This window comes from Castellaniella sp. (genome assembly GCF_036379515.1).
GTDB lineage: Bacteria > Pseudomonadota > Gammaproteobacteria > Burkholderiales > Burkholderiaceae_B > Castellaniella.
The window spans coordinates 20,684-39,894 of sequence record NZ_DASVGN010000021.1; the positions used below are offsets into that span (position 1 = coordinate 20,684).

The 19,211-nt window shown below is 61.1% G+C and carries 18 protein-coding genes and 1 tRNA gene; 12 read left to right on the top strand and 7 right to left on the bottom strand.

Annotated elements, in window-relative coordinates; all coding sequences use genetic code 11:
• Positions 1-4: 4 nt before the first annotated feature.
• The 3 genes from cls (at position 5) to VF285_RS06660 (ending at position 3,489) form a co-directional block, all read left to right on the top strand.
• Positions 5-1,459: a cardiolipin synthase gene (cls, locus tag VF285_RS06650; protein WP_346951941.1), complete on the top strand. Its 1,455-nt coding sequence runs from the start codon at positions 5-7 to the stop codon at positions 1,457-1,459.
• A 130-nt stretch (positions 1,460-1,589) separates the two neighbouring features.
• Positions 1,590-2,798 (top strand): aminotransferase class I/II-fold pyridoxal phosphate-dependent enzyme, encoded by a 1,209-nt coding sequence (locus VF285_RS06655; protein WP_346951837.1) that lies wholly within the window; start codon positions 1,590-1,592, stop codon positions 2,796-2,798.
• A gap of 322 nt (positions 2,799-3,120) precedes the next feature.
• Positions 3,121-3,489, top strand: coding sequence for an MAPEG family protein (locus VF285_RS06660; RefSeq protein WP_346951838.1), 369 nt, complete (start codon positions 3,121-3,123; stop codon positions 3,487-3,489).
• A 248-nt stretch (positions 3,490-3,737) separates the two neighbouring features.
• Here the strand turns inward: VF285_RS06660 and VF285_RS06665 are convergent, their stop codons facing one another.
• From VF285_RS06665 to VF285_RS06685, 5 genes are all read right to left on the bottom strand, one after another.
• Positions 3,738-4,061, bottom strand: coding sequence for a type II toxin-antitoxin system HicB family antitoxin (locus VF285_RS06665; RefSeq protein WP_346951839.1), 324 nt, complete (start codon positions 4,059-4,061; stop codon positions 3,738-3,740).
• A 10-nt stretch (positions 4,062-4,071) separates the two neighbouring features.
• Positions 4,072-4,476: a hypothetical protein gene (locus tag VF285_RS06670; RefSeq protein WP_346951840.1), complete on the bottom strand. Its 405-nt coding sequence runs from the start codon at positions 4,474-4,476 to the stop codon at positions 4,072-4,074.
• A gap of 621 nt (positions 4,477-5,097) precedes the next feature.
• A tRNA-Arg gene (locus VF285_RS06675) sits at positions 5,098-5,172 on the bottom strand.
• Positions 5,173-5,202: 30 nt separating this feature from the next.
• Positions 5,203-6,108, bottom strand: coding sequence for a site-specific tyrosine recombinase XerD (gene xerD / locus VF285_RS06680; RefSeq protein ID WP_346951841.1), 906 nt, complete (start codon positions 6,106-6,108; stop codon positions 5,203-5,205).
• Between the two features lie 70 nt (positions 6,109-6,178).
• Positions 6,179-6,682: an aminoacyl-tRNA deacylase gene (locus VF285_RS06685; RefSeq protein ID WP_346951842.1), complete on the bottom strand. Its 504-nt coding sequence runs from the start codon at positions 6,680-6,682 to the stop codon at positions 6,179-6,181.
• Between the two features lie 383 nt (positions 6,683-7,065).
• Here VF285_RS06685 and VF285_RS06690 point away from each other — a divergent pair, with 383 nt between their 5' ends.
• The 7 genes from VF285_RS06690 (at position 7,066) to VF285_RS06720 (ending at position 14,518) form a co-directional block, all read left to right on the top strand.
• Positions 7,066-7,596, top strand: coding sequence for a spore coat protein U domain-containing protein (locus VF285_RS06690; protein ID WP_346951843.1), 531 nt, complete (start codon positions 7,066-7,068; stop codon positions 7,594-7,596).
• A gap of 12 nt (positions 7,597-7,608) precedes the next feature.
• The gene (locus VF285_RS06695) at positions 7,609-8,358 is read left to right on the top strand and encodes a molecular chaperone (protein WP_346951844.1); all 750 of its coding nucleotides are present in this window, start codon (positions 7,609-7,611) and stop codon (positions 8,356-8,358) included.
• A gap of 52 nt (positions 8,359-8,410) precedes the next feature.
• Positions 8,411-10,990, top strand: a complete 2,580-nt coding sequence (locus tag VF285_RS06700) for a fimbria/pilus outer membrane usher protein (RefSeq protein WP_346951845.1) — start codon at positions 8,411-8,413, stop codon at positions 10,988-10,990.
• Complete coding sequence (locus tag VF285_RS06705) at positions 10,978-12,111, top strand: spore coat U domain-containing protein (RefSeq protein WP_346951846.1); 1,134 nt, start codon at positions 10,978-10,980, stop codon at positions 12,109-12,111. Before VF285_RS06700 ends, VF285_RS06705 begins: the two co-directional genes overlap by 13 nt.
• 16 nt (positions 12,112-12,127) lie before the next feature.
• A complete protein-coding gene (locus tag VF285_RS06710; RefSeq protein WP_346951847.1) occupies positions 12,128-12,544 on the top strand; it encodes a hypothetical protein in 417 nt (138 codons plus the stop codon).
• Between the two features lie 154 nt (positions 12,545-12,698).
• Positions 12,699-13,205 carry a tRNA (adenosine(37)-N6)-threonylcarbamoyltransferase complex ATPase subunit type 1 TsaE gene (gene tsaE / locus VF285_RS06715; RefSeq protein ID WP_346951848.1) on the top strand — a complete coding sequence of 169 codons (507 nt, stop codon included), beginning with the start codon at positions 12,699-12,701 and terminating at the stop codon, positions 13,203-13,205.
• Positions 13,172-14,518 carry an N-acetylmuramoyl-L-alanine amidase gene (locus tag VF285_RS06720; protein ID WP_346951849.1) on the top strand — a complete coding sequence of 449 codons (1,347 nt, stop codon included), beginning with the start codon at positions 13,172-13,174 and terminating at the stop codon, positions 14,516-14,518. The genes tsaE and VF285_RS06720 overlap by 34 nt, the downstream gene beginning before the upstream one ends.
• An 8-nt stretch (positions 14,519-14,526) precedes the next feature.
• Here the strand turns inward: VF285_RS06720 and mutL are convergent, their stop codons facing one another.
• Complete coding sequence (gene mutL, locus VF285_RS06725; RefSeq protein ID WP_346951850.1) at positions 14,527-16,392, bottom strand: DNA mismatch repair endonuclease MutL; 1,866 nt, start codon at positions 16,390-16,392, stop codon at positions 14,527-14,529.
• A 48-nt stretch (positions 16,393-16,440) separates the two neighbouring features.
• On the opposite strand from mutL, the gene VF285_RS06730 reads away from it, so the two are divergent.
• The gene (locus tag VF285_RS06730; protein WP_346951851.1) at positions 16,441-17,085 is read left to right on the top strand and encodes a VTT domain-containing protein; all 645 of its coding nucleotides are present in this window, start codon (positions 16,441-16,443) and stop codon (positions 17,083-17,085) included.
• A 13-nt stretch (positions 17,086-17,098) separates the two neighbouring features.
• Complete coding sequence (gene miaA / locus VF285_RS06735; RefSeq protein ID WP_346951852.1) at positions 17,099-18,109, top strand: tRNA (adenosine(37)-N6)-dimethylallyltransferase MiaA; 1,011 nt, start codon at positions 17,099-17,101, stop codon at positions 18,107-18,109.
• Here miaA and purM read toward each other — a convergent pair.
• A complete protein-coding gene (purM, locus tag VF285_RS06740) occupies positions 18,091-19,140 on the bottom strand; it encodes a phosphoribosylformylglycinamidine cyclo-ligase (protein WP_346951853.1) in 1,050 nt (349 codons plus the stop codon). The genes miaA and purM overlap by 19 nt on opposite strands.
• Positions 19,141-19,211: the final 71 nt, after the last annotated feature.

Below are 19,211 nucleotides of genomic sequence, written 5' to 3' on the forward strand. Positions count from 1 at the left end.
GGGCATGAGCGCCATCACGAGCTTCCTGGACCACTACTGGCCCCACCTGGTTTTTCTCACGTCCATCATCGTGGGCGCAGTGGCAGCTGCCCACGCTGCCATGAACAAGAATGACGTGCGCGCCGCCATTGCCTGGGTGGGGGTGATCCTGGCCTCGCCGTTGCTGGGCCCGCTGTTATACCTCATTGCCGGCATCAACCGTGTGCGGCGGGACCAGCTCTCGAGCCACCGTAGCCGGCTCATCAAGGATTACGTCCACAGCGCGGGTGAGCCAGTCCCTGACGTCAGCCCCATGGCGGGAGCCCAATTTGCATCCCTGCGCATCCTGGGCGACCAGATCAGCCGCTTTCCGCTGCACAACGGCAACCACATCACGCTGCTCGACAGCGGTGACGCGGCCTACCCGGCCATGCTCGAAGCCATTGCCTCGGCCCGACACTGCATCGCGCTGCAAACCTATATCTTCGATCACGACCGGATTGGCCTGCAGTTTGCCGAGGCCCTGCACCAGGCGCAGGAACGCGGCGTGATGCTGCGCATCCTCATCGACTCCGTCGGCTCGAAATACTCCCGCCCTCCCATCATCCACCTGCTGCGCCGCTACGGCATTCGTGCCGAGCTCTTCATGACCAATCCGATGGGGCTGCGCATGGCCTACGCCAACCTGCGCAGTCACCGCAAAGTGCTCTTCATCGATGGCCACCTGGGGTTCATGGGGGGCATGAACATTCGCGAGACCTTCATGGTGTCGCTGGCAGGGCGCAAGGCCAACACCGACACGCACTTCCGTATCGAAGGTCCCCTGGCCACACAGCTCTTCGCGGCCTTCGCCAACGACTGGGAATTCACCACCCGCGAACGCCTGCGGATCGAAGACTGGTGCAAGACCACGCCTCAGGCCCCGCTGCCGCACGTGCCTGCACGTTGCATCCGCACAGGCCCGGATCGCTTCATCGCGGCCACCCACAACGTGCTGCTGGGTGCCCTGGCGGTTGCTCAGCGTCGCGTGCGCATTCAATCACCTTATTTCCTGCCCGACCAGACGCTGATGGGCGCCCTGAACACCGCAGCGCGACGGGGCATCCAGGTCGACATCGTCATCCCCGGACGCAACAACCTGCGTTTGGTGAACTACGCGATGACGGCACAGCTTGCGCAAATCATCCAAGGCGGCTGTCGCGTCTGGCGCAGCCGCGCGGCGTTCGACCATTCAAAACTATGCACGGTGGACGGCGGCTGGTCTTACGTGGGTTCGTCCAATCTGGACCCGCGCAGCCTGCGCCTGAACTTCGAACTGGACATGGAAGTCTACGACCAGGCGCTGGCCGCACAGATCGAACAACGCATCGATCACGAAATCGTGCGCTCCGACGCGGTCACCTTGCAGTCGCTGCAGGCCATGCCTTACCTCAAACGTCTGCGCAACCGCATCATCTGGCTCGCCAGCCCCTATCTGTAGCCCGCCGCTGCACATTCTGCACCACAGGACGGACCGGCAGAAGCTTATGCCTCCGGGCGCAGTTCGCCCATCGCTCCCCAGCGTATGATGGCCTTTTGCCATTGCCTTCAAGCCTCCAGGAGCCTTTTTCATGAGCACGCACGAGCCCGCCTTGTCCCACACTGCAGACTGGCACGAAGAATCGCTGGTCCTGCATGGTGACGAAGGGTGCGGTACCGAGTCTTCGGTCGTGCCGCCCATTTACTACAGCGCAACGTTCAAGGCCCGTAATGCCCAGGAATTCGCGGCCATGGCGACCACCAGCCGGCCAGCCACCTTCTATACGCGTCACGGCAACCCCGTCAACAAGCACGTCGAAGCCATTCTGGCAAAGCTCGAGGGTACCGAAACGGCCCTGCTCGCAGGCTCGGGCATGGGTGCCATCAGCACGACAATCCTTGCGCTCCTCAAGGCAGGCGACCACGTGGCAGTGCAAGAACGCCACTACATGAGCACCTCCAAACTCTTCAGCGATGTCCTGACAGGGTACGGCGTAGAGGTCAGCACTTTCGACCAGACCAATCTGGACAGTCTCAAGGCAGTTCTGCGGCCCAACACCCGGCTTATCATGGTCGAAACGCCCGTGAACCCCAGCCTGTCCATTACGGATCTGGCCGCCGTGGGCGAAATCGCCAATTCTCGCGGCATCCTCACGGTCGCCGACAATACTTTTGCGTCGCCGCTGAATCAGCGGCCGCACGATTACGGTATCGATGTCGTGGTGCACAGCGCCACCAAATACCTGGGTGGCCACTCCGACATCGTGGCGGGGGCCATCTGCTGCAGCAACGAACTGGCCGAACGTATCTGGAAGATGCACGTCACACTCGGCGCCGTGCTCTCTCCCATGGATGCCTGGCTCCTGCTGCGTGGCCTGCGCACGCTGTCGCTGCGCATGGAGCGCATCAACGCCAACGCGCTGGCCGTGGCGCGCTGGCTGGAAGGCCGCCCGGAAATAGCCCAAGTCTTGTACCCCGGTCTGGAGAGCCACCCGCAGCACACTTTGGCGTCTCGTCAGATGCGGGGCTTTGGCGCCATCGTGGCATTTTCCGTCAAGGGCGACTATGCAGCCACCCAGCGTTTCGTCTCGGCCCTGCGCCTCGCCACTCAGGCCGTCAGCCTGGGCGGGGTCGAAACACTGGCCGTCCATACCGCGTCGATGTGGGCCAGCTCCATGTCCGAGACGGAGATGGAAGCTGCCGGCATAGAGCCCAATTTCGTGCGTATGTCGGTAGGTGTGGAACACGTCGACGACCTGAAGGCGGACCTCGAACAGGCCCTGAGGGCAGCGCGCGGCTGAGCCACCGTCCCCGGCACAAGGCCCCCCCATCGACGCAAGCCCGTTTCGGTTTGAACGGTTCCAGCCCCACAAAACTGCTGTGTCACACCAGTAGCGGCTAGCGTCTCCGACAGAATTCGTACAACGGCCAAAAATAACGTCCTCTACGATTTACGTCATGCGTGGATCGATGCCACCTATGTGAAAACGCGCTAGGACACCCCGGAGACACTTCGCCGCGTGAGCCCGATCCTTCGGACTTGATCTGGCGGGAACTTTGTCGCAGCTATCATGAATGCTTGCCGCATTGTGGCGTGCATGGCGACAAGCCCCGGAGGTAGTCATGAAAGAAATTGCCTGGTTGATGCTGGTGGCGGCGGTGCTGCCTTTTGCGGCGACCATCCTCGCCAAGGCCGGCGGCGTGAGGTTCGACAACAATAATCCCCGGCCGTGGCTCGCGCGCCAGGTAGGCTGGCGCGCCCGGGCGAACGCCGCTCAGTCGAATCTGTTCGAGGCCTTGCCCTTTTTCTACGGCGCGGTGCTGTTCGCGCTGTTCAACCACGCTGACGTCAACAACGTGGCCGCCTTGATGCTGGCCTGGGTGGTGCTGCGCTTCGCTTATGTGGGGGTGTATATCGGCGGACGGGGGGCGGTGCGCTCAGTGATCTGGGCGGTGTGCCTGATCCTCAACATCTCCATTCTGTTTTCGTAGGCGCGATAGACGGCCCGATTTCGTAGTGAGTATCCATCGAGACGATGTCGCAGTTCTCGCTAGGCCGGCACGATCGCACGGCCATCCGCGCTGGGGTCGATACGGGCCAGGGAAGGGACCGATGCGTAAGCGTCGGTCCCTTCTGCCTGCTTCATTGCTGCTGTGAGGGCTATCTGGCCTGCGCAGACAGACGATCATGCTAGAGCGGAAACCGTGGCCCTGGTCATAGACCGAGCCCGTGGCGTGTGCTACATGGCGAGCTTTGCGCTAACCAAGCGGTTCATGCTGACACCCTTTTCCGCAGCTTCTGCAGCAAGTTTGCGGTGAATCATGGGCGGCACCCGTACGGCGAACCGCCCGCTAAACTGGCGTTCCGACATCGGAAGAGGGAGCGTTTCACCGTTTGCCTGCATATCGGACGCAGCTGCAGCCACAACTTGCATGATGCCGCGTAGCGCCCCGGCAACATCAGAGTCGAGCCACGAGAGGCTTGGGAACTCGGTGCACAGGCCGACATGCTCCTGATCTTCTTCGGACCAGATGACCCGGTAGGTATAGTGTTTCAGATCCATTTGGCCGCTCCTATAAAGTCTGCAGCTTTTCCAGCGCTGCCAGAATTTGACGAACTTGGTAGGGTTTGGCACGCGCCGCCTTGTTCTGCAGGTTGATGCGTGGGTCACCTGCCCATGGCGTCTTGAACACCACGCGGCTACCACTCGTTTGGCGTGGTTCACCGAAAGCTGCGCGGCATACCTTCATCGCGTCGGTTCTAATACCTTGCCCGCCGGGGGGCTGGTACAAAAAACCCAGGGCGCAGCCGGGGCCGGGGCCGCGCATGGTGCCAAAACCGCCCGACCGGCGGCTGCGCGTAGTCGTGCCGCCGCCGAGGAAGCCCAAAATCGCTTTTCCGCCACCCAAACCGCCCAAGGTGGCGGTGCCGCCGCCGTTTAGTAGTAACTCAGGGCCTGGATGAAAAACGAAAGGCACAGAAAACCTAGGCCGACTCTCTGCCAAGTTGACCTTTTAGCATTCTTAACCCTAACCGCTCGATTGTGTTCCGTCACCTCCGGCCCACCCCAAACCATCCCCTCGAATGGCTCTAATGAATAGCTTGATCTGAATAGAATCACTGTGCCGATGAGTCCCATCAACGCCGATGCCAGCCCTTCGTATTGGGCGAGATTCATTGTTTGGTTTCCTAGTCGTCTCGTTTTTCGTTTTGAAAAACAAATACTTGCGCACAAAATAATAGTGCAATGCCAACATCGGAGCAATCAAATGCGCAAGACTGTTCAAGAACAAATTCTCGATGCCCGCGCGGCGCTCGCACGCGCGCAGGAACGCCAACGCCGTGAAGATAGCCCCCCACCGTCACCGAGGACCTGACCGGGTTGGGCCGCCTTGATGCGGCGGTCTGTTAGCTTCGCTTCCATGACTCGTACCTCTCAACCAAAAATGAACTTGGTAAAAGTCTAGAGGTACTGCTAGAGGTACGGCAAGACGTGTACAGTAATGGACGCTCATGTACGCTCATGAGCGCCAAAACGGGCTATCTGGTTGATTTTGCGGAAATTTTTGTACGCTAATGTACACTGATGTGCGGGGTCTTGGCGTCTCCCACAGGAATCGAACCTGTAATCTTCCCTTAGGAGGGGAAAGTTATATCCATTTAACTAGGGAGACGCGATGTGCGATTATAAAGGAGAGCTGGCGCTAAGCCCTGGGATGGTGCTTGGCGTGCAGCGTCTTGAGCCGCTCGCGCGCGACGTGGGTGTAGATCTGCGTGGTCGAGATGTCGGCATGTCCCAAAAGCATCTGCACGACGCGCAGATCGGCGCCATGGTTCAACAAATGGGTGGCAAATGCGTGACGCAGCACGTGCGGTGACAGCGGTACGTGGATATCAGCCAGTTGCGCGTATTTGCGGATCAGCAACCAGAAGGCCTGGCGAGTCATGGCGGCTCCGCGCGCTGTGACGAACAAGGCATCGCACGTCCGCGCACCCAGCAGCGCCGGGCGGCTCTCGGCCAGATAACGCGTAATCCAGTGCAAGGCTTCTTCGCCCAGCGGAACCAGGCGGTCCTTGGCACCCTTGCCCATGACGACGCGGACCACGCCGTCGCTCAGACTGGTGTCAACCACAGCAAGATACACCAGTTCGCTGACGCGCAGCCCCGTGGCGTAGAGTGTCTCGAGCATCGCGCGATCGCGCAAACCCAGCGTACTGTCCACGTCGGGAGCCCCCAATAGCACGTCAACCTGGGACTCCGACAGCGTCTTCGGGAATCGTGCGGCCTGGCGCGCACTATGCACACCCAGACAGGGGTCCTCGGTGCAAAGCCCACGACGCATGGCCCACAGGTAATACCGGCGCAGAGCCGCCAACCGTCGGTTGGCAGTGCTGGCTTTGGTGCGCAAATGCTGGGCGGCAAGCCACGCTTGCACATCGGCACGGCCGGCAGCTTCGAGTGCAAGCTGGCATTCGGTCTGCAACCAGCTTGAAAAGGCAAGCAGATCGCGCCGATACGCTGCCAGTGTGTTCTCAGCCAGGCCGTCTTCCAGCCATAGCGCATCAAGGAAGGCATCCACGTTGGGATACAACGACGGAACGACCGCCATGTTCAGCCTCCACACCGCCAAACATCTGGCGTCATCTCAGAACGCATGATGACCTCATGACACAGAATGCTTAATCGTGCTCGCGATCGAGCGCAACCTGCACAGGCTTGGCAGCCAGCGCACCGGTCAGCACGCCCGATGCAACGCTGATCAGATAGCCGCGCCGCCCGCCATTCAGATACACCTGATCGTAATCCAACAAGGTGGATTCCACCCAAATGGGCATGCGCTTGCGTGTGCCGAAGGGCGACGTGCCTCCCACCTGATAGCCCGAATTGCGCTGCGCGTTCTCGGGCGTGCACGGGCTGATTTTCTTGGCTCCCGTCTGCCGCGCCAGATTCTTGGTGGAGACCTCGCAATCACCGTGCATGAGCACCACCAGGCCCTGCCCATGTTCATCTTCCATGATCAAGGTCTTGGCCACCTGATGCAACGGCACGTTGAGCTGGCGCGCAGCTTCGCGTGCCCCGCCATGATCGACATAGTCGTAGGGGAACTCGCCAAACGGAATCTTTTGCTGACGCAACCAGTGAGTCGCGGGTGTTTCAGAAGTGTGCTTGCTGGCCTTGGACATGGAACAGATGAAATCGGGCGGAACACGCGACTGGTATACCCGATTTTGAAGCCGTGGGCAAAATGCAACACTGGATGGGGGCGACAGCCAAACACAGGCCAAGGCGGGAATCAGCGATCCCGAACGGGCTCACTCAGAGGGTTGCCACACGAAAAATCAAGGATTCCTGAGGCTCTCGAACTATATGAATCTCACAATAGTGACATTGCCAGATACAAAAACTCCGACATATGCCCTAGGGCAACTCCTACAAATTCCCTAATATTCGCATGATTAACACCTATAGTATGCATTTTATGCATACTTAATTGACAACGAAATGTGAAGCTTGTGTAATGGCGTCGCGGGCAAAAACCTGCCCTTTTTCACCACGGACTGAAACCATGAAAACCACACAACTTCTCGCGACATCCCTGAGCCTGGTCGCCGGGCTGACGCTGCTGCCTGGTGCGGCGAACGCAGCAGTTTCCACGGCAACGGGCACTCTGGGTACCACCATCACCATCACGGCCAATTGCCTGGTCAGCACCAACAACGCCGCCATGAATTTCGGCAGCAATGCATCCACTGCCACGACCAATGCTGCCGCCAGTGCAAGCTTTGGTGTGACCTGCACCAACGGCACCGCCTACAACGTTGGCCTGACGCCCGCTGCGACCACCACCGGCGGCACTCCGTCCACGACAGGTGCCGGCACCATGAAGAACAGCAATGGCAGCTCGATCGCCTACAATCTGTACCAGGATTCAGCTCACAACACCGCCTGGGGCAGCACCGTAAGCACGAACACAGAATCGGGTACGGGCACGGGCTCATCGACCACTTATAATGTCTACGGCTTGGTCGCTGCTTCTGCGCTGAACGTACCTGCAGGTATCTACACGGACACGGTGGCCATCAACGTCACTTACTAAGGTTCCGCCCCGATGATCCGCTTACGTACAACAGGACCGTGGTTATTTGCTTTATTCCTTCTGTACGGATTGTCGGGGGCACCTTCGCAGGCTGCGGGGCTGCAGATTTCGCCCATCAGCCTGTCAATCGACGCCAATAAAAAGGCGGACGAGATCTGGCTCAGAAATGCCGGAGATCAGGTTGTCCACGCCCAGGTGCGCGTCTATCGCTGGAGCCAGAAAGATGGCAACGACGTTCTGACACCGGGCAACGAGCTGATCGCCAGCCCGCCCATGGTGCAGATCCCGGCCGGGCAACAGCAGCTGGTTCGTCTGATTCGGGTCGGCCCACTTTCAAGCCCGGCAGCCAACGAGCGCAGTTATCGCTTGCTGGTCGACGAACTCCCGGTCCAGCAGGACCAAAAAACCAAGGCAGCACTGAATTTCGTTTTTCGTTACTCCGTCCCTATCTTCATTGTCGGCACCGCAGATCAGAAGCCCAAGCTGAGCTGGCAGGTGCAGGAATCCGGGCAGCGTGCCTGGCTCACGGTGCGCAATACCGGCACCAGCCATGTCCAGCTGGCCAACGTGAATTTCACCCCCAATGGCGGCAAACAGGTAGTGGCGTTTCGAGGTCTGGCGGGCTACGTGCTGCCAGGCGATTACCGGCGGTTAGAATTGCCGCTGCCACCCAGTGTCTTTGCACAAGGTGGAACCTTTTCCAGCCTGATGAATGGGGTCAAGACCAATACCGACGTATCCGCCATCACGAAGCAACCATAGCTTCCGATCGACGGCGCTGGGCCTGGGCTGGGTCTTGGTAACGGGTGTTCTGATGAGTGCAAAACTCGCCATCGCCGCAGAGCTTGCAGCAGCCACCAGCCCTACTGCGGCTGCGCCTACCCATCCTGCCTCTTCAGCCACACCTGCCACGCCCGACGTTTCCACCCCCCCAGCCGTACCTGCCGCAGCACCTGCTACGCCTGCCCCTTCTACCGATTCCCCCCCACAAGGTGCTGCAAGCACGCCAGCTCCTGCCGCCCCCGCAGGGACTGAATCAGCCTCTGCAGCCGGTGAAAGCACCGGATTCCAAGTCTATCTTCTGGTCACCATGAACGGCAACCCGAACCCGGACCTGGCACAAATGACGGACCAGAACGGGCATCTCTACCTGAGCAAGGACGAGGCGCGCCAGCTGGGCTTCAACGACGACTATCTCAAGACCGTCCCGACAAATGTACCGCTGGACGGTTACCCGGGGGTCAAGGTCAACTACAGCCGTGCCGATCAGAGCGTGTCCATCACAGCTCCGTTTTCAGCACTCAAGCTCAGCACCGAGGTATTGGGGCAGGGCAAAGGGGCGACCACCCATGCCACGGCCTCGCCCGGGGTGCTGCTCAACTATGATCTGTATTCCACGCACACGCTGGACCAGGGCACCGGCGTCAGCGGCTTCTCAGAACTGCGCGCTTTCAGCGACTGGGGGGTGGCCAGCACCAATTACCTGACGCAGGCCGTCAATACACAGGGCGTGCCGGGCTGGACGCGCACGACGACGCGGCTGGACACGGATCTGGAGCACTCTTTTCAGGACAAACAGATCACCCTGCGCCTGGGCGATGAGCTCACACGAGGCCTGTCATGGACACGGCAGACCCGCATCGGCGGCATCCAGATCGGGCGCAACTTCAGCCTCCAGCCCTACCAGACGACGGCCCCACTGCCAGCCTATTTCGGCACTGCTGCCCTGCCCTCCTCGGTGCAGTTGTACGTCAACGGAATTCAGCAGTATTCCGGCAAGACCCCGGCAGGCCCCTTCAACCTGAATTTTCAGCCCTCGGTGACGGGCGCAGGGCAAGCACAAGTGGTGATGACGGACGCCCTGGGGCGCAGCACGGTGGTGAATTTCCCGTTCTACACCACCAGCACCATGCTGCGCGAGGGGCTCAGCGACTGGTCGTTCGAAGCCGGTTACGTGCGGCAGAACTATGGCTATCAGTCATTCGACTATAGCTCAGAGCCCATGGCTTCCGGCGTGCTGCGCTACGGCCTGAAGCGCTGGCTCACGCTCGAGGGGCATGCCGAGGGAAGCCGAGGCATCGGCATGGCAGGCGTGGGCGCCACGACGGCGCTGGGCACCTGGGGCACACTTTCTGGGTCATGGGCGGCAAGCCGGGCATCGGCGCTCAGCATGACGTCGCTCGGGCTGTCGTCCGGCCTCGTGCCCGTCAGCCCACAACCCGCAGCCACAGGCATGTTGCAAGGCTCGCAGTACAGTCTGGGCTACCAGCTGCAGCACAACAACTACAGCATCGGCATGAACACCCAGCGGGCCTCGGCCAATTTTCGTGATGTAGCCAGTGCCTACGGAAGCGTTCCCACGCTGCGCAGCGACAGCGTCTACGCCAACATGACTGTTAAATCGCTGGGCAATTTCGGCGTCACTTATGTGCGTCTGGATCAGCCGGACCAGCCCTCTTCCCGCTACGGCGGGCTGTCCTGGTCTCGCGGGCTGACGCACGGAGCCACCATCGGGGTGTCCTACAACCAGAACCTGGACAACCCTGCCGACCGCACTGTCACGCTCAACCTCACCTTCAACTTCGATCATGGGCTTTCGAGCTATGCGTCTTCGACCCGAAGCCAGAACAGCCTGAACAACACCTTGGGCGTGAGCGGCAATACGGGCAAGAACGGGGATGGCTGGAACTGGAACCTGCGTGGGCAGCAATCCAGCCCGTACGGCGACCAGGCTGTATCCACACCGCCCAGCGGCTCAGGGGCCCTGAGTGGACGCACCCAATACGCGGACATCAACCTGGGAGCTAGCATGCAGGGCAGCACGTCCAGCGTGTACGCGGGAGCCTCGGGGGCCCTGGTGGCCATGGGCGGCGGCATCTTCGCCACCCGCCGGATCGACGACGCATTCGCGGTCGTATCGACCGACGGAGTCCCCGACATTCCGGTGCGCAACGAAAACCGACCCGTGGGCGAGACCAACAGCCGGGGGCTCCTGCTGGTGCCCTCGCTGCTCTCGTACCAGAACAACAAGATCAGCATAGACCCGACCAAGCTGCCGCTGAACATGCACATCGACAAGGTTCAGGCCAACGTCGTGCCCAAGCACGCGTCGGGCGTCAAAGTGGTATTCGGCATGCACGAAGTGCACGCCGCGTCGCTCACCTTGCACCAGCCCGACGGCAAGCCGGTTCCACTGGGCACGCCCGCCTACCTGAACGACAGCACCCACCCCAATGGCTGGGTGGGCTACGACGGCCAGCTGTATCTCGAAGGGCTGCAGCCCAAGAACATGATCAACCTGAAAGACGACAGCTACCACTGCACGGTGAAATTCCCGTTCAAGGCTGCGCCGGACTCCATTCCCGAAATAGGACCGCTGGTATGTACTCCTTAATGTATTCAAGGAACCACGAGGGCCTCACGGTGGATGGGCGGCCTGGCACCTCTCTGCACACGCGCGTGCTGTGGTCCACCGTCGGGTACATTCTGCTCGCGGCGCTGCTCATGATGGCTGGATTGTCTTCCGCATATGCTGACAAGGGAGGGAACGGCCACGGAAATAATGGTGGTGGCGGGGGTGGCCAAGCATCCAGCTGCAACGTACAGGTCACCAACCTGGAGTTCGGACCCATCGACCTGATCAACGCCAGCACGAACGATGCGCAGGCCGTCCTGAACTACCAGTGCAGCGCCAATCCCGGCGACCAGATCCTGCTGTGCGTGGGAATGGGACCGGCGCCACGTTCGAACGGCAGCATGATCCCTCGTTACCTGGTCATGGATGACCTGCCCACGCTGTACCGACTGGCCTTCAACCTGTACACAGACCCCCAGCGCACACAAATCTGGGGAAATTTCGGGTCGACCAGCGGCATGACCGTCCCGGGGTTCGTCGTCCAGATGGGAACCGCCTGGAGCGTCTCAGGGACGCAACCCGTGTATGGCCGCATCGTCTCGAGCGGACAGACGGGACTGCCTTCTGGCCCCGGCGGTTCACCCACCCCTTATGACACCGATGGCGGGAACCTGCCGGTCTCTTTCACGTACCAGGTATTCACGGGCCAAGCCCCAGCCTGCGGCAGCGGCAACGTCACGATCAATACTGCTTCAGCCTATTACATCTCAGCCTCCATCTCGAGCGTCTGCCGCCTGAACACCTTGAACGCGACTCTGGATTTTGGCACCGTTTTCCAGACACTGACCCAGAATACCGATGGGTCCACCACGCTGGGCGTCACGTGCAACGGCAACCCCTATTCGATCAGCCTGGGATACGGCCTGCACGCCAACGGGCAGCAACGCCGCATGATAGGCCCCAACGGGGGGCTGCTGAATTACAGCCTATACCTGGACCCCTCCCGAACGCAGCCCTGGGGAAACACTCCACAGACGGGATACTCGGGGACTGGCAACGGCTTGCCCCAAAGCGTGCCCGTCTACGGCCGCGTTCCACCTCAACCGGTTCCGGCGGCGGGGGTTTACAATGACACGGTCGTCGTGACTGTGTCTTACTGAATATCGGGTTTCGATCATGACTGCACTTCGATGGCTCACGGTGGCTCTGGCAGTACTTCTGCTTCAGCCGGCTTATGCCGACACCGGCCCGGCCCAGGGGGCGTTTGGGGTAAGGCTGGTCATCACCTCGCAATGCACGACCCAATACTCGCTGTTTGGTCCGCAGGCCATGGGCCCTGTGTCCGTGATCTGCAGCCCGGGTAATACACCCTTCATGACGTTCTCCAGCATCATCAACAATGTTGCCGTCGGCTCCTCCCATCCAGGCACACCAGCCAATATCACCAACACCGAAGAGCAACCCGGCAAACGCGAACCTGGTGAGCCCGATCAAGTGCCGTTCCTGATCAACGCCTCGCAATTTTCCCCTCTAGCCAGCAAGGCAACCGCCATCTCGGGCCTGAAGACCCGCATCGTACACGTGACCTTCTGAAGGCCAGCGCTGCTTTGGCCGTGCCGTAGCGCCTCCTGCAATAGCCCGCCTTGCCGCTTCGGTGGCCGTTGCCCTTCGGCAACGGCTCTCACACCGTACAATCCCTTATTTGCTGTTTGCCACAGCGCGGTTCGCTACCGCGCGCACCCTTGCCATGCCTACGTCGCCCGCCTCACTGATCCTTTCGCTTCCTGACGAAGAAGCTACTCTGCGCCTGGCAAAACAGCTGGCTGACTGCGTATGTGGCAAGACGGAAGCCTCTGGAACTCCAGGAGGACGCATCCACCTGAAAGGTGAGCTGGGCGCAGGGAAAACGACGCTCGTCCGAGGCCTGCTACGGGCCGCTGGCGTCACAGGACGCATCAAAAGTCCGACCTATACGCTGCTTGAAAGCTATAATATTTCTAACTTATACTTCCATCACTTTGATTTCTATAGATTTAGTGATGCCCACGAGTGGCGGGATGCCGGATTCGCCGAGCTTTTCGACGAACACGCAATCGTTCTGATCGAATGGCCTGAGCAGGCCGGGACCCGTTTGCCGCTACCGGATCTGGACATCCAACTGGCGTATGCAGGCACCGGGCGGACGGCCCGGCTCGTCGCCAGCAGCGAAAAAGGACAACGATGGCTGACCTCCCTGACACCTCAGCGGGTGTGAACTCCCCCGCACAACCCCTGCGCCGCAAGCTGCTGGTCAGTGGCTGCACCCTCCTGGTTCTCCCCGTCATTCCCAGCCTTGCCCACGCGGCAACCATTCTGGCCGTGCGGACGTGGCCGGCCGAGGAATACACGCGGGTCACGCTCGAAATGGACACCGAGCTCAAGGCTGAGCACTTCACGATAGAAAACCCCAATCGCCTGGTGGTGGACATCGACGGTCTGAACATGAGCCGTGCCATCAGCGACCTGGTGTCCAAGATCAAGCCCGACGACCCCTACATCCGCTCGGTTCGTGTGGCTCAAAATCGTCCGAATGTGGTGCGGCTGGTGTTTGATCTGAAGCAGGCGGTCGCACCCCAGGTATTCACGCTCAAGCCTATCGGCCAGTACAAGTACCGGCTGGTACTAGATCTTTACCCCAAGGTGGCAAAGGACCCGCTGATGGCGCTGATCAAGGACTCACAGAACGACCCTCTGGCGGGCGTACTGGAGAGCCTGGCACAGAACAGCCCTGACACTGCGGCAATCCCCTCGGTCAAAGGGCAGGAACTCCCACCGGCCGTGCAAGAGCGTTCGGAACCCAGCGCCCCGCAGCTGTCAGGGAAAGATCGGCCTTTCCTGATCGCCATCGACCCAGGCCACGGGGGTGAGGACCCGGGTGCCACAGGCCGTCGCGGAACGCACGAAAAAGACATCGTTCTGCAGATTGCATTCCGGCTGAAGAAACTGATCGACTCGCGACCCAACATGCGGGCCTACATGACCCGCGACCGCGATTACTTCGTGCCGCTTGGAGTGCGCGTGCAGAAAGCACGCCGGGTCAAGGCCGACTTGTTCATTTCCATCCACGCTGATGCGTTCACCAATTCGTCCGCACGCGGTTCGTCGGTCTGGGCACTGTCCCAGCACGGAGCCAGCAGCACGACCGCCCGCTGGCTTGCCAAGAGCCAGAATGACTCGGACCTGATTGGCGGAATCGATCTGGGCGCCCATAACAAGCAGGTCGCAGAAGTCTTGCTGGACCTGTCCACGGGTCAGCAGATTACGGACTCCATCAAGCTTGGAACCCGGGTGCTGATGGAAATCGGCAAGATCAACGATCTGCACAAGAACCACATCGAGCGCGCAGCCTTTGCCGTGCTGAAAGCCCCTGACATTCCGTCTATCCTGGTCGAAACGGCATTCATCAGCAACTCACAGGAAGAAATGCTGCTGCGCAACCCAAGGCACCAGCAAAAGATCGCCAGCGCGATCCTCAGCGGGGTACAGGATTATTTTTCCAAGCACCCTGGCATGGCCCGCCGGGCGTAGGCGCCGTTTTACTGTCCGCGAAGGAACAGCTTATCGAGATCGGTCATGCTCCACTGGAACCAGGTCGGACGGCCATGATTGCACTGATCGGCACGTTCGGTGCGTTCCATCTGGCGCAGGAGCGCATTCATCTCATCCAGAGTCAGCAGCCGATGCGCACGCACGGCACCATGGCAAGCCATGGTGGACAGCAGTTCGTTGCGCTGCTCCAGCAGCCTGGCCGAATGGCCGATACGTTCGACGTCGGCCAACACCCCGCGCGCCAAAGCCTCGATGTCACCATGCGCCAGCAAGGCCGGAACCGCCCGGACGGCAAGCGACGTAGGTCCCGTTGCCCGGATGCGCAAGCCCAGGAGATCCAGCGTGTCCTGTTCTTCTTGCGCCACCGCCACCTGAGTCTCGGATGCCGTGAACACCACAGGAACGAGCAACTCTTGCGCTGGCAGAGAAGACCGATCCAGTGCATTTTTCAGCGTCTCGTAGACGACGCGCTCGTGGGCAGCGTGCATGTCCACGAGAATCAGGCCTTGCGCGTTCTGCGCCAGTATATAAATGCCGTGCAGCTGCCCCAGCGCCATGCCTAGAGGCAAATCGGACGACGCCGAGGCAGGTTGCGTCACACCATCAAGCGACGACACGGGCATGGAAGGATGCGTCCTGGGCGGATCCAGGGGCCGATACAAAGAACGCCAATCCTGTGGCGGCGTATGTTCATGCAGGGCAAAACGCTGTTGCACGGGGGGCCGATAAAACGAGGCTCCGGCACTGACAGAAGCCGACTGATCTAAACGCCCGAGATCCGAACTGGCCAGGCGTAACCCTCCGACTGCCGCAGGGCCATTGCCCGCTGTGGGCTCCGGCGGCGCTTCTGTCACCCCACCCACGGCCGCCCCGCCTTGCTGCGCCAAGGCACTGGCCAACACCTGAGCCACATACTGGTGCACAGCACCACTGTCGCGGAATCGGACCTCATGTTTGGCGGGGTGCACGTTCACGTCCACCCCCGCAGGGTCCAGCGCCAGAAACAGCACGTAGGCCGGCTGGCGGTCGCCGTGCAGCACATCGGCATAGGCCTGACGCACGGCATGAGACACAGTACGGTCACGCACGAAACGTCCGTTGACATAAAGGTACTGGCGATCAGCGCGGTTGCGCGCGAACGTGGGGCGCGTGATGCAGCCTTCGAGGCTGACGAGCCCCTGGTCAGCGGAGACCGCCAGGCTTTGGTCCTCGAATTCGTCGCCCAGCACATCGCGAATGCGGGCATGGATCTGTGTCGCAGGCCAGTTGCGCTGCGGCTTGTCGTTATGAAAAAGGCGAAATGCTACCTGTGGATTGGCCAGTGCGATCCGTTCGACCGCGCCCAGACAGTGGCTATATTCCGTTGCGTCGGACTTGAGGAATTTGCGCCGGGCAGGAATGTGATCAAAGAGTTGGCGCACTTCGACCCGCGTCCCTACCGAGCCTGCCGCCGGGACAGGCTCTGACGAACTCGCCGTCATCTGCCACGCCTGCACATCCCCCGCCGTGCGTGAGGTGAGCGTGAGCTGCGCCACCGAGGCAATGGACGCCAGTGCCTCACCCCGAAACCCCATGGTGGCGACCGATTCCAGCTCCGCCAGCGACGCGATCTTGCTGGTGGCGTGGCGCTGCAGCGCCAGACCTAACTGCTCATGGGGAATACCTACGCCGTCATCAACAACCAGAATGCGGCGAATGCCACCGCCGTCGAGCCGGATTTCAATGACACGGGCCTGCGCGTCCAGTGCGTTCTCGAGCAGCTCTTTAAGCACGGACGCCGGACGCTCGATGACTTCGCCCGCCGCAATCTGGCTGACAAGGGTATCGGGCAAGGCAGCAATGGGATGACTCATAAAACGATTATAGTGGTGGGTTATTAGTTTTTATCGTCCTCATTTCCCATGGCCGAATTCCTGAATCTGGTGTTGAACATCGACCAATCCCTCGGGTTCTGGGTTGCCCAGTACGGCGCCTGGATCTACCTGATTCTTGGGCTGATCGTATTTGGCGAAACCGGCCTGGTGGTGCTGCCGTTTCTGCCCGGTGATTCGCTGCTTTTCATTGCCGGCGCCTTTGGCGCCACAGGCCTGCTCGACCCCGTGCTGCTTGCAGCGCTGCTCATTGTGGCCGCCATCCTGGGCAACACGGTGAACTACAACGTGGGGCGCCTGATAGGGCCCAGGGTGTTCTCTCGCGACTACCGGTTCCTGGATCGCAAGGCCTTGCTCAAGACTCATGGTTTCTACGAAAAGCACGGCGGCAAGACCATCGTGCTGTCGCGCTTCCTGCCGCTGTTTCGAACCTTTGCGCCCTTCGTGGCCGGCGTCGCAGGCATGAGCCGGCTGCACTTCCAGATGTACAACGCCATCGGCGCGATTTCCTGGGTGTGCCTGCTGGTGGCCTCGGGCTACTTCTTTGGCAACGTTCCTATCGTCAAAGAGCATCTGAACACCATCGTGCTCATCGGGGTGGCCGCCGCCGCAGTCCCTGCCGCCCTCGGGGTGCTGTGGAAGCTCCTGCACCGCAAAAAGGCAGACGCCGCCTGAGGTCGCACTCAGCATGACGCACACCCGCACGAACACGGCGCCAGGCAAGACGCACCCGCCTCCCGGCTCGACTCGCCCTCTGCTGATCTGCCTGGCGGGCCCCACCGCATCGGGCAAGTCGGCGGCCTCCCTGGCGCTGGCGCAACACTGGCCCATCGAACTCATCATCATGGACTCGGCCACGATCTACCGAGGCATGGACGTCGGCACGGCCAAGCCCAGCCCAGAAGAACAAGCGCGAGTACCGCATCACCTGCTGGATATTCTCGACCCTGCCGAGTCGTATTCAGCCGCCGAGTTTGCACAGGCGGCGGCAACGCTCGCACAAGAAATCCGCGGCCGGGGCCGCTTGCCGGTCCTGTGTGGCGGGACGATGCTGTACTACAAGGCTTTGCGCGAAGGCCTGCACGCGCTACCCCCCGCAGACCCTGCGGTTCGACAGCAGCTGGACGAAGAAGCGCGCACGCGAGGCTGGCCCGCTCTGCATGCGGAACTGGCCCAAGTCGATCCTGAAACGGCAGCACGCCTGGCGCCCAATGACAGCCAGCGCCTGCAACGTGCACTGGAAATCTGGCGAACCAGCGCGCGCTCCATGAGTGACTGGCTGCGCGAGCCCGCACAACTCGCCCTGCCAGGGTGGGACTTTGCAACCATCAGCCTGGAGCCCAGCGACCGCCGCGTGCTGCACGAGCGCATCGCCCTGCGCTACCGCAGCATGATGGCAGATGGTTTGCTGCAGGAAGTCCAAACCCTGCACCGCCGTCGCGATCTGCACCCTAGCCTGCCCTCGGTCCGCTGCGTGGGATATCGACAGCTCTGGGACTATCTGGACGGGCACGCGTCGCTGGAACAAGCCACTGACCAGGCGATTGCCGCCACCCGGCAACTGGCCAAGCGCCAGTTCACCTGGTTGCGTTCAATCCCTGAACGGACAGTGATCGACAGCCTGGCCGGCGACGCAGAGCAACAAGTGCTGGCGCAGTTTGCCCGTTTGACCCAGGAACCTCAGTCCACGACCGTCTGAGCGCCGCCTGCCGCCTGGGGCTCGATGGCACCCAGCACGTGCACGGTCTCGCCGCCTGAACGCAAAGCTGCAGAAACGGCGGCGGCCTGAGCGGGATCGACCACCAGGACCATTCCAATGCCGCAGTTGAAGACACGGGCCATCTCGTGATCGTCGACGCCGCCTTGCGATTGCAGCCACTGAAACAACAAGGGCCACTGCCACGCGTCGCGATGAATATGCGCACACAGCCCTGGGCGCAGGATGCGCGGCACGTTTTCAAGCAAGCCACCGCCGGTGATGTGAGCCAGCCCTTTGATGGCAGCCCCATGCGCGGCCAGTGCCGCCAACACCGATTTGACGTAGATGCGGGTGGGCTCCATGACCACATCGACCAGCGGCCGACCGCCCAAGTCCTGATCGGGACGCGCCCCTGCGCGCTGAAGAATCTTGCGCACCAGAGAGTACCCATTGGAATGCGCGCCACTGGAGGCCAGCCCCAGGACCGTATCACCCACCTGAATGGAAGCGCCATCGATAATGGCGGATTTTTCAACCGCACCTACTGCAAAACCGGCAAGATCGTACTCGCCATCCGGGTACATGCCTGGCATTTCGGCCGTTTCGCCTCCAATCAAGGCGCAGCCTGCCAGCTCGCAACCGCGAGCCACTCCGGCCACCACCTGGGCTGCCGTCTGAACCGCGAGCTTGCCGCAGGCGAAGTAATCCAGAAAATACAACGGCTCGGCGCCCTGCACCAGAATGTCGTTGACGCTCATGGCCACCAGATCGATGCCGACCGTGTCGTGGCGCTGCCATTCGAATGCCAGGCGCAATTTGGTGCCTACGCCGTCCGTCCCCGAGACCAGCACCGGCTCGCGCAAGTGTGGTGGAACCTGGAACAAGGCGCCAAAACCACCGATTCCGGCCATCACCCCGGGGCGCATGGTGCGCGCTGCCAGCGGTTTGATGCGGTCCACCAGCGCGTCGCCGGCATCGATGTCGACACCCGCATCGCGGTACGTCAGGGGGGTGTGGGTTGCTGAAGTCATGAGAAAAGCCGCCGAATGTGCAAGAATTGCGGGTTTGGACGATGTGCGACCCCGATTTTACGATGAAGTGT

Bases quoted from the DNA above. Each gene is read 5' to 3' on its own strand.
- VF285_RS06730 (WP_346951851.1), top strand. From the start codon at position 16,441: ATGGCCGAATTCCTGAATCTGGTGTTGAACATCGACCAATCCCTCGGG.
- VF285_RS06695 (WP_346951844.1), top strand. From the start codon at position 7,609: ATGATCCGCTTACGTACAACAGGACCGTGGTTATTTGCTTTATTCCTT.
- VF285_RS06655 (WP_346951837.1), top strand. From the start codon at position 1,590: ATGAGCACGCACGAGCCCGCCTTGTCCCACACTGCAGACTGGCACGAA.
- VF285_RS06705 (WP_346951846.1), top strand. From the start codon at position 10,978: ATGTACTCCTTAATGTATTCAAGGAACCACGAGGGCCTCACGGTGGAT.
- xerD (WP_346951841.1), bottom strand. From the start codon at position 6,108: ATGGCGGTCGTTCCGTCGTTGTATCCCAACGTGGATGCCTTCCTTGAT.
- VF285_RS06660 (WP_346951838.1), top strand. From the start codon at position 3,121: ATGAAAGAAATTGCCTGGTTGATGCTGGTGGCGGCGGTGCTGCCTTTT.
- cls (WP_346951941.1), top strand. From the start codon at position 5: ATGAGCGCCATCACGAGCTTCCTGGACCACTACTGGCCCCACCTGGTT.
- mutL (WP_346951850.1), bottom strand. From the start codon at position 16,392: ATGAGTCATCCCATTGCTGCCTTGCCCGATACCCTTGTCAGCCAGATT.
- VF285_RS06700 (WP_346951845.1), top strand. From the start codon at position 8,411: ATGAGTGCAAAACTCGCCATCGCCGCAGAGCTTGCAGCAGCCACCAGC.
- VF285_RS06710 (WP_346951847.1), top strand. From the start codon at position 12,128: ATGACTGCACTTCGATGGCTCACGGTGGCTCTGGCAGTACTTCTGCTT.
- miaA (WP_346951852.1), top strand. From the start codon at position 17,099: ATGACGCACACCCGCACGAACACGGCGCCAGGCAAGACGCACCCGCCT.
- VF285_RS06720 (WP_346951849.1), top strand. From the start codon at position 13,172: ATGGCTGACCTCCCTGACACCTCAGCGGGTGTGAACTCCCCCGCACAA.
- purM (WP_346951853.1), bottom strand. From the start codon at position 19,140: ATGACTTCAGCAACCCACACCCCCCTGACGTACCGCGATGCGGGTGTC.
- VF285_RS06685 (WP_346951842.1), bottom strand. From the start codon at position 6,682: ATGTCCAAGGCCAGCAAGCACACTTCTGAAACACCCGCGACTCACTGG.
- tsaE (WP_346951848.1), top strand. From the start codon at position 12,699: ATGCCTACGTCGCCCGCCTCACTGATCCTTTCGCTTCCTGACGAAGAA.
- VF285_RS06690 (WP_346951843.1), top strand. From the start codon at position 7,066: ATGAAAACCACACAACTTCTCGCGACATCCCTGAGCCTGGTCGCCGGG.
- VF285_RS06665 (WP_346951839.1), bottom strand. From the start codon at position 4,061: ATGGATCTGAAACACTATACCTACCGGGTCATCTGGTCCGAAGAAGAT.